This is a genomic window from Prevotella sp. LCP21S3_D2 (assembly GCF_052118345.1).
Lineage (GTDB): Bacteria > Bacteroidota > Bacteroidia > Bacteroidales > Bacteroidaceae > Prevotella.
In genome coordinates, this window is sequence record NZ_JBQKHJ010000001.1 from 235391 (window position 1) to 250906 (window position 15516).

The 15516-nt window shown below is 47.3% G+C and carries 13 protein-coding genes; 1 reads left to right on the forward strand and 12 read right to left on the reverse strand.

All coding sequences use genetic code 11. The features are described from left to right. The first annotated feature begins 13 nt into the window (after positions 1-13). Positions 14-931, forward strand: a complete 918-nt coding sequence (locus ACTQ16_RS01025; RefSeq protein WP_441935673.1) for a hypothetical protein — start codon at positions 14-16, stop codon at positions 929-931. Positions 932-959: 28 nt separating this feature from the next. On the opposite strand, the gene ACTQ16_RS01030 is transcribed toward ACTQ16_RS01025, so the two are convergent. The 12 genes from ACTQ16_RS01030 to rplM form a co-directional block, all read right to left on the reverse strand. Continuing rightward, entirely contained in the window at positions 960-1781 is an 822-nt protein-coding gene (locus tag ACTQ16_RS01030; RefSeq protein WP_441935675.1) for a LicD family protein, read from the reverse strand. Between the two features lie 6 nt (positions 1782-1787). Further along, positions 1788-3224, reverse strand: a complete 1437-nt coding sequence (locus tag ACTQ16_RS01035) for a lipopolysaccharide biosynthesis protein (RefSeq protein WP_294969184.1) — start codon at positions 3222-3224, stop codon at positions 1788-1790. A 439-nt stretch (positions 3225-3663) separates the two neighbouring features. Continuing rightward, positions 3664-4440, reverse strand: a complete 777-nt coding sequence (locus tag ACTQ16_RS01040; RefSeq protein ID WP_264951227.1) for a glycosyltransferase family 2 protein — start codon at positions 4438-4440, stop codon at positions 3664-3666. Then, positions 4437-5711: a glycosyltransferase family 4 protein gene (locus ACTQ16_RS01045; RefSeq protein WP_441935677.1), complete on the reverse strand. Its 1275-nt coding sequence runs from the start codon at positions 5709-5711 to the stop codon at positions 4437-4439. The genes ACTQ16_RS01040 and ACTQ16_RS01045 overlap by 4 nt, the downstream gene beginning before the upstream one ends. 794 nt (positions 5712-6505) lie before the next feature. After that, complete coding sequence (gene ispF / locus ACTQ16_RS01050; protein ID WP_441935863.1) at positions 6506-6985, reverse strand: 2-C-methyl-D-erythritol 2,4-cyclodiphosphate synthase; 480 nt, start codon at positions 6983-6985, stop codon at positions 6506-6508. A 30-nt stretch (positions 6986-7015) separates the two neighbouring features. Beyond that, the gene (gene porV / locus ACTQ16_RS01055; RefSeq protein ID WP_441935679.1) at positions 7016-8215 is read right to left on the reverse strand and encodes a type IX secretion system outer membrane channel protein PorV; all 1200 of its coding nucleotides are present in this window, start codon (positions 8213-8215) and stop codon (positions 7016-7018) included. A gap of 23 nt (positions 8216-8238) precedes the next feature. Further along, a complete protein-coding gene (gene porU / locus ACTQ16_RS01060) occupies positions 8239-11823 on the reverse strand; it encodes a type IX secretion system sortase PorU (RefSeq protein ID WP_441935681.1) in 3585 nt (1194 codons plus the stop codon). Between the two features lie 35 nt (positions 11824-11858). Next, positions 11859-12476 carry a fumarylacetoacetate hydrolase family protein gene (locus ACTQ16_RS01065; RefSeq protein WP_089544418.1) on the reverse strand — a complete coding sequence of 206 codons (618 nt, stop codon included), beginning with the start codon at positions 12474-12476 and terminating at the stop codon, positions 11859-11861. A gap of 121 nt (positions 12477-12597) precedes the next feature. Beyond that, positions 12598-13593: a translation elongation factor Ts gene (gene tsf, locus ACTQ16_RS01070; protein ID WP_294969169.1), complete on the reverse strand. Its 996-nt coding sequence runs from the start codon at positions 13591-13593 to the stop codon at positions 12598-12600. A gap of 107 nt (positions 13594-13700) precedes the next feature. Further along, positions 13701-14471: a 30S ribosomal protein S2 gene (gene rpsB, locus ACTQ16_RS01075; protein WP_153125662.1), complete on the reverse strand. Its 771-nt coding sequence runs from the start codon at positions 14469-14471 to the stop codon at positions 13701-13703. Positions 14472-14627: 156 nt separating this feature from the next. Continuing rightward, entirely contained in the window at positions 14628-15014 is a 387-nt protein-coding gene (gene rpsI, locus ACTQ16_RS01080) for a 30S ribosomal protein S9 (RefSeq protein ID WP_006848006.1), read from the reverse strand. Positions 15015-15024: 10 nt separating this feature from the next. Further along, entirely contained in the window at positions 15025-15486 is a 462-nt protein-coding gene (gene rplM / locus ACTQ16_RS01085; protein WP_153125664.1) for a 50S ribosomal protein L13, read from the reverse strand. Positions 15487-15516 lie beyond the last annotated feature (30 nt).

Here is a 15516-nt window from a genome sequence, read left to right on the forward strand (position 1 = left end):
ATCCATCAGAATCATGACATCCATTCTAAAGAGAATATACAAGAGTACATTGGGAATATACGAACGCAAGGACCTGTCGTCCTGGAGCCATACTCCTGCCTGTTCTACTCCCATCTACGGCATCTACCATATCTTCTGCGACGCCAACTGGAAAGAAATGGTAAGGGAACAGATGCAGCATCTTGCCGACAGCGGACTGCTCGAGGCAAGCAACCGCCTCTATATCAGCTGCATCGCCAGAAACGACGAAGACATCATGGAATTGGAAGATATCCTGGGACAATACTCTAAAGATAAGATAGAATTTGTTTCCAAGACCACCAATCCGCAGCGATTCGAGTTTCCGGCACTCGACTATATGTATGAGAAATCGCAGCACGAAGACTTCCTCTTCTACTATTTCCATACCAAGGGAATCACCTATCAGACTCCCCTGAATCAGGAAGACAAGGAATTCAGGGGGTTCGTGGAGAAGATTGTGGCATGGAGAAGAATGATGGAATATTTCCTGATGAACCAGTGGAAAGTGGCTGTCAACACCCTGGAAGCGGGATATGATACCTACGGAAGCTATCTCTTCCCCCCTTTCAAGAACAAGATGTATGCCGGCAACTTCTGGTGGGCAAAGGCTTCTTATTTCAGAACGCTCCCTGCCCTAGACGAAGATACCAAGCTGCACAACCGTTTCATGGCTGAGGAATGGCTGCTGAGTCTGCCGGGAGTAAAGGCTTTCTCGGCTTTCGATACGGTGGCAGACCTGTATTTTGTCAGGATTCCGCCAACCATCTATGAGGTGGGCAGACATTCCCTTTGGGATTCCCTCAAATACTGCACCATCTATACCTATAGAAAATATCAGCGCAAATGGTTCGGTTACAGCTATAAGCAGCACTGCCAACAAAAATTCCAGCAACTCAAGCAATCGCTTTAGTTGCTGGAATTTTCCATTTATAACTGGTTCATGATTTGAACTCCAACTTGCCGACATGCAGATTAACCTTGTCCAGATCCGGCAACTGCATATAGTTGCCATATTGATCTGTCAGCACCTTGTCGTAGTTTCCCGGTACAGGCAGCTGATGCCCCTCAAACTCCAGGGTGGTCAGCGGGAAGATGTCTTCCAGATGGCGCTCTACGACAAAAGGCACGCCGAAAGCATCCAGATAGGCGCCACCGGTCAGTTTGGCGATGCCCCTCATCACCGGATAAATCAGCCGTTCATTCAGATGCACCCAGCGCATCACCTTGCCCACGAGCACTTCATCCTGCAGATCCTTCCGCTTCAATATCTTGTAGGTGTGCCCGATGGTCTGTATCGATAGCCGCTGCAGCCATTTGGGATGCTTGTCGATAGGAAAGATATCTATATAGATGCCACGCTCCTTGAAAATCCTGTCATAGCCATTGTTCTCATCCAGCACAGAACGGCGGTCTCTCAGCTTGGCATACTGGAAGAAATAGTTTTCGTCCGTCTGCCTGCATTGCAGCGCCATCGTTTCATCCAGTTCGCGTGGCAGAATCTCAATCATCTTCAGATAATCCTCCCGAAGCATCTGCACATCCATATCATCATCCCAGGGAATAAAACCCTGATGGCGGGCTGCACCAATCAGTGTGCCGCCTATCAGCCAGTAACGGATGTGATGGCGCTTGCAGATGGCATCAAAAGCCAGCAGCAGCTCTACCATCCTTTGCTGATGCTTCCACAGCTGGGAACCTTCGGGATTGAACCGGGCTCTCAACTCCTCATTACTATATTGTCTTGTCTGATTTTCCATCATATTCATCTATTTTTTCTTTAATACAAAACGGATACACTCATCCAATATGGCAACCCGAGCCACTTTCATGACCACGAAATATAATACGGCTGCCATCACAACCCTAGCCAGAAGCAGACATGCCAGATTGGTAATGCTCATCGTTGCCAGATAGGTGAGGATCATCACGCCCAGAGCCGCCAGCAGGAACGGACAGGTATCTTTCAGAAAGTCCAGCGGACGGTAACTGATATAGCGGTAAGCCAGCGCATACCATACAAACATCCAGCCGATGGTCAATGCCACATAGACCGATACCATCAGATGGATGCCATAAGGCCAGAGAAACAGCATCAGCACGATCTGGGTAACGCTCAGCGATACCGTACACCAGAAATAGGCACCGGATTTACCCTTGCTGATCACCACATTGGAAAACAGCGTATAGAGTGGCATCACAGAACCGCCCACGCACAACATACGCAGCAGTTCTGCACTCGACTGCCATTTCTCGGTCAGCGTGATGATGATGAACTCATTGGAAACGAGTCCCAGTCCGAACAGCAGAGGGAAAGAAAGGAAGCAGATAAACCTGACCATCTTTCTGAAAGCCATCAGCTGGCGCTCCCTGTCGTCAGAGAGATTCACCAAGGTAGGCTGAATCACCGGATTCAGCATTCCCTGCAGCAGGAGATAACACTTCGAGTTCCACTGATAAGCCTGGTTGTAGCTACCCGTAATGGCATTGGTATAGAAACGGCCCAGCAGGATATTCATCACATTGTCGTTGATTTTGGTGGCGATGGTTGTGGCTGCTATCTTGAAACTGAACGGAAACATTGTCTTCACGGGCGTGAAATCTATCTTCAGCGAAGGTCGCCAGGTGGAATAATGCCATACCAGCAGGGTATTTAACCCCACATAAACCACTCCCTGGGCAGCCAATGACCAATAGGCAAAGCCATTCCATGCCATCAGAACGCCCACGCTACTCGACAGCAGCACTGCCGTGATACTCGCCTTTGCCTGCTGCTTCACCATCATGTTCTTGAAAAGGAATGCCGCCTGAGCCGTACCCAGGCTGGAAAAGAGAATGTTGATGAAAGCCAGTCTGCACAATGCAACCAGCCGTTCATCATGATAGAAATCGGCTATGAAAGGGGCACAGAAGAAAAGAATGGCATAAAGAGAACCACCCACAAGGATGTTAAACCAGAATACGGAGTTGTAATCATTGGCTGTAGGATTCTTCAGATTGCCGATGGCTGAAGCGAATCCACTGTTCTGAAGAGCAATCGCTATGAGCGGGAACACATTGATCATCGCCATCATTCCATAGTCTTCCTTCGACAACAGTCTGCCCAGGATGATGCCGAATACCAGTCCGATAACCTGCATCGCCCCATTGTTCATGGCTCCCCAGAAGAGCCCCTTCGCTGTTTTTTCCTTTAATGTTTCTGCCATTGATTTCTTAAATTTGCTGCAAAGATACAATAAAAACTGCAAACAGGCATGCATTTTCATAAAAAAAGAAAGCGCTAGTCATCACGACTGGCGCTTTCTTTCTTAAAATATGTAATCAGGTAATTTCTCACCTGATATATTTTAAATACCTGTTGAACCATAAATAAACCGAATTATACGGCTAAAATACCAAATTAAATATCAATTCTAGATAACACTAAACTTAAATTTCTTATGAAAAAATATCTTGAGTGTAAATGACATGTTTACGTGCCACCACACTGATCTGTCTTTATTTCGATTGCAAAGATAGTGGATTTTTGAATACGCAGGGTATAATAATTGTTTTTTAGGGTGTAAATTCTATTTTTATAGTGTAAATAAAACAACCTCAAATACTTCTTTTCTATTTTTTACCCCTATTCAAATTCCTTCTTTTTTATCGTTTCAGTACACCTCTTACCGCAAACCAGGCATGGACACAGAGGGTTGTAAGTAGACCATAATGGGTTTTCATCACCTGGAAACGCTCCTTCAGCGATGCCTTGTGATACTGACTGGTCATTCCGCCATCCAGGAAATTCGTCAGCACCGTATGCACATTGCGCAGCGGTAATCCTCTGCGAGCCGACTCCTTCATGATTCTGATGCACCAGTCTACATCTGCCGAATAACGGTAATGCAGGTCGTAATGAATCTGCTTGGCGATATCAGTACGGGCATAGAAAGACTGATGGCACACCAGCATGCCCCATTTAAAGGAACGCCAGGTCAGCTTCTTCGGTGGAGTCAACCGGCGATGGCGCAGGAATCGTCCTTCCATATTCACGATATCCGTATCGCCGTAGAGCACGCCCGGCAGGTCTTCACCTTCACCCACACATCCTTCTACCAGCTCCAGGGTATCATCCGACGGGAACACATCTCCGGCATTCATAAACACCAGGTAATCGCCTGTTGCCCGGTCGATACTCTTGTTCATCGCATCATAGAGTCCCTTGTCGGGTTCTGAAACCACCACTATCTGATGAGCATTCTCACCTGCTTCGGTCTTGTGCTCATAGGTCTTCACCATTGAGAGGGTCTTGTCCTTCGAACCGCCATCCATGATGATGTGTTCTATATTGCAATACGTCTGGCGCTGGATACTGTCCAGTGTACGCTGCAATACGGATGCCGCATTGTAGGTACAGGTAACAACTGTGAATTTGATCATATACGATAGTGTTTGAAAGCCATCGCCTGGTTATATACCTCAATATATTGCAAAGCAACAGCATGTTGTGAATAATTGTGCATCACCTTCTGGAGGCATGCGGTCTTGATATTCTCCTGGTCTGCCTCGAAGAGTACCCAGTGGATGCCGGCAGCCAGATTCTTGGCATCCCGGTAGTTGGCTACATAGCCATTCCTGCGGTGGTCTATCATCTCCGGAATGCCTCCCACCTTGAATCCTACGCTAGGCACTCCACATGCCATGGCTTCCATGATGGTATTCGGAAGATTCTCCGACAGGGAAGGCAGGACGAATACGTCTGCCGCATTATAAATGTCAACAATGCTCTTATCCTCGCTTACATAGCCCAGGGATATGGTCGGGAAAGGCAGTTTGCCTTCGAAATCCTCACCATGACCGCCAAGGATTGCCACGCAGGTATTGTCCCGCATCTCCGGATAGGTTTCGCTCATCAGCAGGCAGGCTTCTATCAGATAATCCATTCCCTTGTAAGGATTGGTCGCCTTTTGGGCAATGAACAATATGATGTGCTTGTCCGCTGGCAGATGAGTTCGCAGGCGCGCCTCCTTCTTGTCTTCCGGACGATAGAGATGCGTATCTATAGGATTCGGGATGGTTTCTATCCGCTGACCGGCAAGAAGTCCGCTGAGCTTTGCCTCGGAAGCCAGCCAGCGGCTGCAGGTTACGAACGAAATGCTTCCAGCGCTGTACACTTTCTGTTTTTTCTTCCAGATACGGGCCGATAAGTCGTTCTTGCCTCCTCCCTGAGGCAGATACTTACAGTTGCCGCATCCGTTATTATAGTGATGACATCCCAGGGTGAGGTGGCAGATGGAAGAAGCAGGCCAGATGTCGTGCATGGTCCAGACTACCGGCTTGCCGCTATTCAAGATTTTCCTGATACCTTTCAGCGACAGCATTCCCTGATTCACCCAATGCAGATGAATCACGTCAGCCTCCTTGAATTCGGGCAGGGAAGTGATATCGTTTCCGGCATTGGCTATATCTAGGGCAAAGAGATTCTTTTTGGAAAAATGCAAATGCCAGAAAATGCACCAGCGCTCCCAAAGGAAACTCCACTGTGACTTGAGCGAACGGGGCAGTCCCACAACCGTAATATCCTCGCTCACCTTATCGCGCACCAACATCTTGGCCTTAACACCATTGTTGTTAAGGGCGTCCATCAGGCGATTGGCTGCAACAGCAGCTCCTCCCGCCTTCTCACTTGTATTTACTATGAGTACTCGCATTGCTAATATATTTTACGATTGCAAAGGTAAGGAAAAAAATGTGCAAACAAAAGAAAAACAAGAAAAAACTCATGCAGATTGCGCAAATTACGCTGTTCCATACCTTTTTGACCCCTTGAACATGAGCACGGAAAACTATCCCCCAACCTACTTTCTCAAGCGGGTTGGGGAGTTTTGTTTCAGTATAGACAGATGACCGCACAACGGCCGAGCTACGGCTGCACAACACGTGGTGGACATGTGCACAACAGCTGATATGCGAGCGCACAACAGCTGTTGTGCGGCCAAGATACCTATATCTTACGGAAATATATCCTTATTCTTCCGACGACTTATAGTACTCTTTTAAGAGAGCTGTCAGACAACCATATCACCAAAAAGCACTAGGAAATGTCCTGAGGGAATTGGGAAAGAAGAAAAAGATTGCAAGAAACGCAAACTAAACGATTTCAGAAAGAAGAAATAAAAACAGAGGAATGCATAAAAAACATGCCACAACTCTCAACGAGCTGTGGCATGCAATATGTTTAACTTAAAAATTCTAATCAAAGATAGTCTCACGACCTTCATCAATTTTCTGTTAAACAATCTACCTTAAAACCTAATAACTAAAAACCTAAATCTATTACTACTAACCTAAACAATCTATTAACCTTTTGACGCTGCAAAGATACAATGATTTTTTCTATCCACCAAATGTTTTATCAAAAAAACACTCCTTTTATGAATATTTTTTTGATTTACATCAATCGAATTGCAATAATTCAATAGTTCTTAACAGCTATTAAGTGTAATTATGCCCTTTTTATCAACACTGTAGCATAAGCCGAGATACCCTCCATTCTTCCCGTAAAGCCAAGCTTTTCGGTGGTTGTAGCCTTGATGGAAATCTGGTCTTCGTCTACTCCCATCACTTCAGCCAGGCACGCCTTCATGGCAGGGACATGCGGATTGAGCTTAGGTCGCTCAGCACAGACGGTAGCATCAATATTGCCCAGGGAATAGCCCTTGGTAGCAATCAGGTCCATCGTCTTGCGGAGCAATATCTTGGAATCCACATTGAGCGTCTCGGCAGCCGTATCCGGGAAGTGATAACCAATATCACGCATATTGGCAGCCCCCAGCAAAGCATCGCAAATGGCATGTATCAATACATCGGCATCACTATGACCCAGCAATCCCAGTTCATAATCTATCTTGATGCCACCCAGCCACAAGTCTCGGTCTGCCACCAGCTTGTGGACATCATATCCAAATCCTACACGAATATTCATCATTATAAATTATACATTATAAATTATACATTATCTCTTAAAGAGGTCCTTGAGACCGTCCATATCAAAGGAGAGGGTGAAGCGGAGCGTCTGGTCGAGCGGATTACTCTTGGCTGTAGCCACCACATAGGCAGCATCCAGGGAGAACACGTTCATCTTGAAACCAGCACCCACGGTGAAATACTTGCGGTTGCCCTTGCTCTGACTCTCGTGATGATAACCGGCACGCAACGCAAACTTATCATTGTAAACATATTCGGCACCCAAGCCATAGTTGATTTCCTCCATCTCTTCCTTGAAGCCGCCCGGCGCATCGCTGAAACTCTTGAAAATACCGCTGATGGCAGAAACATCATTATATTCCCTGAGCACACGATCCTTATATTCAGCCGCATCCTCACCCTCTTCCTGCTGTGGAACCGTAGGAACGAGGAACTTGTTGGCATCGGCAGCCAGGGTAATACGGTTGTACTCATCGATAGGAATCATCAGGGAAGCTCCCAGACGGAGATTGGCAGGCAGGAACTCGCTATACTCCTCACCGCTGAAAGTAATCTTGCTACCGATATTGGAAATATTCAAACCCACACCCAGCTGGCATTCACGCTGACCGATAACCACATAGTTCTGATAATAGGCGGCAATATCGGCAGCAAAGGCAGAAGCCGGAGAACTGTCCTCCTTGTAATCGAAACGCATATCAGAATAAATCCAGCGGATGGCTGCTGCAAGCGAAAACTTCTCACTGAGCATCAGAGAATAAGCCACATCGAATGACATTTCGTATGGATTGATGGTCATGGCATTCGGATTGGCATTCGGATTGACACCCGGATCTTCGGTATATACCTCGCCCATATTAAAATAGCGCAAGGAGGCAGAGACGGCACTATAATCGCCAATGCGGTAATAACCAGACAGATAGGCAAGGTTCATGTCATTGACCAATGAACGCAGCCAAGGGGTGAAGTTCAGGGAGACACCTGCACGCGAAATATTGAACGGATACTTTGCCGGGTTCCAATACTGGGAGTTGACATCCGGGTCGGTAGCCGCACCCACATCACCCAAACCGCCACCACGGGCATCAGGCGCAATGGTCTGCGATATGACAGCGTAATTGACAGGATTGAACAACTTTTCCTTTGTATCATCATCATCTGCCGCCTTCACTCCCAAGGACAGACAGGAGAGGACTCCTACTATGATTATTCTGAAAGTCTGATTCATATTATGTTTATTTTTTATATTATCTATTTGATTACTATCAGTTTTTGGGTTTTCGATGCATAACTGCTACCCCCGGCAGCAATCCTTACCCGATAGAGGTAGAGACCTGTAGACAAAGGTCGCCCGCCATCAACCGTCAAGTCCCATTTCACGGTATAGGTCCCAGAAGCAGGAACTCCATTTTCTGCATGCCGCCATATCTGACGACCGGAAGTATCATAGAGTTCTATCACCACATCCATATTGCTCTCTGCCCTATCATGAGAGATGATGAAGGTAGTAGAATTACGGGCAGGATTCTCCGTCACGCCCACCTGGAAGAGATTAGGCGTAAGTCCCTTCACCACGTTGAAGTTCAGCCGGACCGTAGAACTGTTGTTCTGGATATCCCATGCACGGAACATCAGCTGATGCTTGCCCGGCTCCAACTCCGGAATGCTGTAATAAGTGGAACCACTGGTATAGCTTCCGAAATCATACGTGAAATGATCGTTGAGCACATAGGTCTTCGACATATCTCCATCTATCACGAGCTGCAGGTCATGTCCGATACCGCTACCAGACACATTCACTCCGTCCTTATCCGTAATCTGTGCCACGAAATAAGGAGTGGCATTCACCCTTCCGCCATCCGTGAAAGAAGGAGAATTGAGATAGCAATAGATGGAAGGACCGATGGAATCGTTCTGCATCTCCTCACTGCCTCCCACCAGGAAACGGTCGGAAGCCCCCTGCACCGGCTGGTTCTTGCTGCCGTTGATGGCAAAGAGATTCACCAGACCCGCACTATCCGAATAATTAATATCCTTAGGAACAGCAAAGGAGAGGACAAACTGACCATTTCTTACACTATCAGAACCATTGAAGAGGGTTTTCTGACGGTCATAGAACCTGAAAGCCTCAGAAGCTCCATCATCAGAAGTATCGTTCAACTTACAGGTAATCTGATTTCTGGAATCGCGAACCGTAGCAGTCACCACACCCTGATAATCCTCTGCCCCTTCAATATGTCCGGCAATTCGGGCAATAGAACCTGCCTTCAGTTTCGCCACCGCATCTGTCTGTCGGCAATCCACCCCATTGATGGAGTCTACCACCACCTTCATCTGAGGCAGATTGAGCGAGAGGGCAGGATCTCCCAGCAGCGAAAACTGGAGATGATTCTCGGAATTATCCTTTTCTCCCTGGACCACAGCGCCCATCATGATGTCATTCTGAGCCAGACGATGTGCCTCGCCCAACGTTATCGGCTTGCCGTCTACCCTACTCAGTACCCTGCGCATGAAAGCACGGTTGATATACTTGTTTTCCAGGGCATAAACCGTACGGGTTGTACCATAGAAAGCCACAGCACCGCCGCCAGCATTGAGCACCGCCTCTTCGCCGATATTGGAAGTCACTCCGTCAAACGGCATAATATCGCAGCAGGCAGTAACCCACAGAGGCAGATTGACATTTCGGAACTCCCTGAAATCAGCTATCTTCAGCACGCCCTCATGAGAGAGCTGCGTTTCGCTGGCATGTCCGGCATAATCCATGATTAATGCTCCAGCGGTCTGCTGCTGCTTGATAATCTTGGTAGCTTCGGGATAGGTATTTCCGGTAGAAGAGGTGACACGGTTATAAGCATCCCACATCACCTTCCTGACGAGATAGCCCGAATAGAGGGAAGAGATGAAATCAGCCACCTCGTTGGCATCCTTCATGTGGAGATTGTTGTTGCCATCATCACCCATGAACATCAAGGTGTTCTGCCAGGCACCAGCATTCTGGTTGTTGGCATAGTTGATGGTCTTGTCTACCATAATCCTAGCCTCGTCGACGGTGGTTACCGGGAATCTTCCCACACCCACATCCTGCAGTTCGGTTCTCGGATCCGTTCCCTTTCCTTCGCCCAGGATGCCCAGCCAGCTGTCGCTCACGAAGCAATGCACCTTGCAGAAAGACTCCTCGCTCTCATAGCAAAGCAGATAGTCGTCAGGATTCAGCGTCTTACAGCTTGCCGTCAGCATTCGGTTGTCCCAGACGCAATCGCCAAACATCAGCAGATACTTAGGCATATCCGCCTCGGTCTGAGCCTTGTCGTAGAGCATTCTCAGATAGCGGCGATAGGCATTGGCATCAGGGGTTCCGCTGGCAAACTCGTTATAGAGTTCATCAGCCGGCACTATCGTAACTCTCAACCCGTCATGGGTTTCATGAAATTCTTTCAGTCTTTTAGCTTGTTTCAGTAATTTCTGGGAGGTAGGGATGATGATGACCATATCAGCCGCCCCGTCAGCATGATGGTCCTGATTGGTGATGCCATAAACATACTGTGCTGCAGGCACCATGCCTGTGAATCCAGGGAAAGGGACAGGCTTCTCCCAAGTCATCGCCACATAGTCGAGATGCATCGGACCTCCCGTCTTCGGCAGCAGGGTGATGGTATCCTTTTCTGATAAATCCTTTAGTGGATAGGTGGCAAAGCTCTCTACTGCCATCTGGTAGGAAGCATCAGAGGTCACCGACTTCTGCAGGGTGATGGTTCCCAGATAAACGCCATTCTTCTGAACTTCTACCGAACCATTGACACCCATCGTAACCCCAACGGTCAACTTTCCGTTACTGCTTCCGGTCTGATTGACGATGGCTACCTGCTGTTTGCCTCCCAACGGTACTTCGGTAGGGTCGAAGAGATTCCTTCCTCCAGGGAACCAGCTGTATCCATCCTTCTCATAGAGCGAATGATAGTCTTCTGCCTGGGGAAAATAGGTAGATATAAAGGTGGCAGAATCCATCCGTGCAGGCTCTTCCCCAGTCTGGGTAATGAAATAATATCCGTAATCAGAATAAGGATTCCGGATGCGCTGGATAGAAGTCTTGTCCTCCCAGCTTACAGGTCCCTTGGCATAGAAATAGTGCTTGCCATCAACAATACATTGCGGCACTTCCTGCAAATCATCAAGCTTCTTCAGTTCACCGGCTATAAGCGCCTCATTCTGCAGATTTCCGCCATAGCCATAAATCTTCACCTTATTTATATTAGAGAATCCGGCTTGGCGCACCACGGCATCCGTCAATTGATGAATGCCCGATTGGCTCACTCTAATCTTAGCCCATGCTCCCGATGCCAGGACAGAATGGTCAGCATAGAGCGAAGCCGATTTGCCCGCAGCACGGCTTTTCATCAGGTTTTCCTTGCCGGCTTCCTGCTGTGCCCGCTTCAAGGGCTGCGCCTTGACATCGAGCATAAAGCTCACCAGCGCCTGATATCTGTTCTGCCTAAAGAGGAGCGGAGAAAGAGAAATCATCAGGACTCCCTTCTTGCGGCATTCCATCACCTTCTGGTTTACCACCACCTGACCAGGCAGAATGGCACCGGAAAGATGATTATAATGCGCAATATCATCAGCCGACATATCGATATATTCCGGATATTTCAGCTCTACGGTATAAATGGAATCCTGATAATCACCCTGCAAGGGATAGGAATAGATGAATTGCGGCAAGACAGAGTCTACCTTCACTTCATCCGAAGTGAGGTTAAAGAACTTCTGTGCCGAAACGGGCAATGCCATGAAGAGAAGGCACAACCCTATCCACCATATCCGAAAAGTCTTACTCATATTCATATATTCCTACCTAGAATTCTATCTTTTGATTATTTACACATAAAATCGAGCACCTTTCTGTCTTCCAGATAGCCCTCCAGATGGTCGTCAATCTTCACCGGACCGCAACCAGTAGGACAGCCCGTATAGAGCAGGTCGCCCGTCTTCAGCGTGAAGTACTGGCTGATGTAGGAGATAATCTCATCCACCTTGTAGAGCATATCGCTGGAACAGCCCTCCTGCACGTTCTCACCGTTGATGTTGAGATGGAAATGGATGGCCTGGATGTCACGGAACTTCTGGATGTCTACCCATTCTCCGATGGCAGCCGAACCGTCGAATCCCTTGGCAAGTTCCCATGGCTGTCCAGCCTCTCTCAGCTTCTTCTGCATCTCGCGGGCGGTAAAGTCGATGCCCACGGTCACCGCATCATAATAGCGGTGGGCGAAACGCTGCGGAATGGTCTTTCCCAACTTACAGATTCTCACCACCAATTCAGTCTCATATTCAATTCTTCCCAGATGGTCTGGAATGAAGAAAGGCTTGCCGTTGTTGAGCAGCGCCGAGTCTGCCTTGGTAAAGATAACAGGACGCTCTGGTTTAGATAACGTACCATGGAGCGATTTATTGTGTTCGGTATAGTTCATACCGATAGCAAATATCTTCATAACTCAAAAATATTTATAAAAAAGAAATGGGAGTTAGAAGCAAAGCAAAGCTTTAACTCCATAACTCCCGGATATTCTAATTTAACTATAAGTCAAATTAACAGTTGCTTCCGAATAATGATTACTCAGCAGCAAGAGTAAAACGCTGGTAAGCAACAATCTTGAGATCCTTGCTCTGAGAAGCGAGGTACTGAGCAACTGTCTGCTTGTCGCCATCACCGAACTGGAACTCCTGGTCAACGAGGCAGTTCTCCTTGAAGAACTTAGCCAGACGACCGTTAGCGATGTTCTGGATCATAGTTGGGTTCAAAGAAGCAGCCTTCTCCTCACCTACAGTCTTCTTGATGTTGCGAGCCTCTTCAGCCTGCTCAGGTGTCAACCAACCCTTCTTGGTGTTGCTCTCAATGTGATCCTCAGAGTCAACGTGAGCTGGGTTGATGCCAGCCTTCTTCAAAGCTGCGTTAACAGCCTTCTCTACGAGCTCTTCCTTAGTCTTGGCAACAGCAACCTCGAGCTCAGTCTTCTTAGTCTCCTCAGAAACAGAAGACTCGTCGAGAGCTACAGGGCGCATAGCAGCTACCTGCATAGCTATCTTGTGACCAGCCTCTTCGTTGTTCTCGTTAAGCTGAACCATAGTACACAAAGTGTGCTTGTTCATGTGGTCGTAAACCTCGATGTTGTCACCCTCGAGAACGCAGTAGCCGTCGAGCTCCATCTTCTCACCGGTGATACCAGAACGCTGTGTAACAGCAGCCTGAGCATCAGACTCGCCAACCTTCAAAGCCTTCACCTCGTCGAGAGTATGAGCCTTTGCAGCGATAGCAGCGTCGAGGATGTCAGATGTCAACTTGATGAAGTCTGCACCGTTAGCAACGAAGTCTGTCTCACACTTGAGAGCGATGATAGCAGCGAAATCGTTAACCTTCTTAACGAGAACGCAACCGTTAGAAGTCTCACGGTCAGAACGCTTAGCAGCGATAGCGAGACCACGCTCACGGAGCAACTCCTTTGCCTTATCGAAATCACCTTCAGCCTCTGTGAGTGCCTTCTTAACGTCAGCAAGACCAGCACCAGTCATAGCGCGAAGTTTCTTGATATCTTCAATTGAAACAGCCATAATATTTTTTAATATTAAAAGTTAATAATAATCTTTGCTTTAAAAGTACTAAAGCCATCGAATCATAAAACAGAATCAATGGCTCCAGTATATTTTTGTTTGCCTAATTACTCAGCCTCGTCCTTGCGAGCAGCCTTCTTCTTAGGCTGATCCTTCTGCTCAGCAGCAGCCTTGTCGTCAGCCTTCTCAGCCTTACGCTCCTCGATACCCTCAGCGATAGCACCGCAAACAGCAGTGAGGATAGCCTCTACTGAGTCCTTAGCGTCATCATTAGCTGGGATAACGTAGTCGATATTCTTAGGATCTGAGTTTGTATCAACGATACCGAAAACTGGAATACCAAGACGGTTAGCCTCCTTAACAGCGATGTGCTCCTTCATTACGTCGATAACGAAGAGTGCGCTAGGGAGACGGCTCAAGTCAGCGATAGAACCGAGGTTCTTCTCCAACTTAGCGCGCTGGCGGCTGATCTGCAGCAACTCACGCTTAGAGAGGTTAGAGAATGTACCATCGTTCATCAACTTGTCTATGTTTGTCATTTTCTTAACTGCCTTACGGATTGTAGGGAAGTTGGTAAGCATACCACCAGCCCAACGCTCGTTAACGTATGGCATATTTACAGAAGCTGCCTTCTCGGCAACTACATCCTTAGCTTGTTTTTTAGTAGCGACAAACAGGATTTTCTTACCTGTCTTGGCGATTTCCTTGAGGGCCTCAGCAGCCTCGTCAACCTTAGCAACAGTCTTGTTGAGGTCGATAATATGAATACCGTTACGCTCCATGAAGATGTAAGGAGCCATTGCTGGGTTCCACTTGCGACGGAGGTGTCCGAAGTGGCAACCTGCCTGAAGTAACTGGTCAAAATTTGTTCTTGACATTGTCTTTTCTTTTTAAATTGTGTTTACTTTCTTTTGAATTCTAGCTAGAATCAGTCGATGAGTAGTCCCCGATTAATGGAATCTCACCGATTTAGATACTAAACTTTTTAGCTCAGCTATAATAATCTGAATATATAATAAAATATATGTATAAGATTAACGCTTGCTGAACTGGAAGCGACGACGAGCCTTTGGCTGACCTGGCTTCTTACGCTCTACAGCACGTGAGTCACGTGTCATGAAGCCTGCATCCTTCAATGCCTTCTTATCGTTAGCGTCGATCTTAACGAGAGCGCGAGCGATAGCGAGGCGGAGAGCCTGGCTCTGACCGGTGAAACCACCACCGTCGAGGTTTGCCTTAATATCATACTTACCCTCAGCTTCGAGCAACTGCAATGGCTGCTTTACTACATAGCGAAGGATTGCTGATGGGAAATATGTTTCAATATCTTTCTTGTTGATTGTGATCTTACCTGTACCCTCTGTGAGGTATACGCGAGCTACAGCGCTCTTACGGCGACCAATTGCATTAATTACTTCCATTCTACCTTAATTATTTATACTGGTTAATATCAATTGCCTTTGGCTGCTGAGCCTCATGCTTGTGCTCTGTGCCATCGTAAATGAAGAGGTTGTCCATCAAAGAGCGACCGAGAGGGCCCTTTGGCAACATACCCTTAATTGCATGACGGAGGATCTTGTCCATTCCATCAGGACGCTTGCGCAACTCAGCTGGAGTATTGAAGCGCTGACCACCAGGGTAACCAGTGTAACGTGTGTAAACCTTATCAGTCTCCTTCTTGCCAGAGAATACAACCTTAGCTGCATTGATAATGATTACGTTGTCACCACAATCTACGTGTGGAGTGAAAGTTGGCTTGTACTTACCGCGAAGCAACTTAGCAACCTTTGAGCAAAGGCGACCTACTACCTGGTCTGTTGCGTCGATTACAACCCACTCTTTCTTAGCTGTCTCCTTATTAACAGAGATAGTCTTGAAACTTAATGTGTCCATTTTAAAATTTAAATTTACTACTAAAAAACG

Bases quoted from the DNA above. Each gene is read 5' to 3' on its own strand.
- rpsB (WP_153125662.1), bottom strand. From the start codon at position 14,471: ATGTCAAGAACAAATTTTGACCAGTTACTTCAGGCAGGTTGCCACTTC.
- ACTQ16_RS01040 (WP_264951227.1), bottom strand. From the start codon at position 4,440: ATGATCAAATTCACAGTTGTTACCTGTACCTACAATGCGGCATCCGTA.
- porV (WP_441935679.1), bottom strand. From the start codon at position 8,215: ATGAATCAGACTTTCAGAATAATCATAGTAGGAGTCCTCTCCTGTCTG.
- rplM (WP_153125664.1), bottom strand. From the start codon at position 15,486: ATGGACACATTAAGTTTCAAGACTATCTCTGTTAATAAGGAGACAGCT.
- porU (WP_441935681.1), bottom strand. From the start codon at position 11,823: ATGAGTAAGACTTTTCGGATATGGTGGATAGGGTTGTGCCTTCTCTTC.
- ispF (WP_441935863.1), bottom strand. From the start codon at position 6,985: ATGAATATTCGTGTAGGATTTGGATATGATGTCCACAAGCTGGTGGCA.
- ACTQ16_RS01030 (WP_441935675.1), bottom strand. From the start codon at position 1,781: ATGATGGAAAATCAGACAAGACAATATAGTAATGAGGAGTTGAGAGCC.
- ACTQ16_RS01025 (WP_441935673.1), top strand. From the start codon at position 14: ATGACATCCATTCTAAAGAGAATATACAAGAGTACATTGGGAATATAC.
- ACTQ16_RS01065 (WP_089544418.1), bottom strand. From the start codon at position 12,476: ATGAAGATATTTGCTATCGGTATGAACTATACCGAACACAATAAATCG.
- ACTQ16_RS01045 (WP_441935677.1), bottom strand. From the start codon at position 5,711: ATGCGAGTACTCATAGTAAATACAAGTGAGAAGGCGGGAGGAGCTGCT.
- rpsI (WP_006848006.1), bottom strand. From the start codon at position 15,014: ATGGAAGTAATTAATGCAATTGGTCGCCGTAAGAGCGCTGTAGCTCGC.
- tsf (WP_294969169.1), bottom strand. From the start codon at position 13,593: ATGGCTGTTTCAATTGAAGATATCAAGAAACTTCGCGCTATGACTGGT.
- ACTQ16_RS01035 (WP_294969184.1), bottom strand. From the start codon at position 3,224: ATGGCAGAAACATTAAAGGAAAAAACAGCGAAGGGGCTCTTCTGGGGA.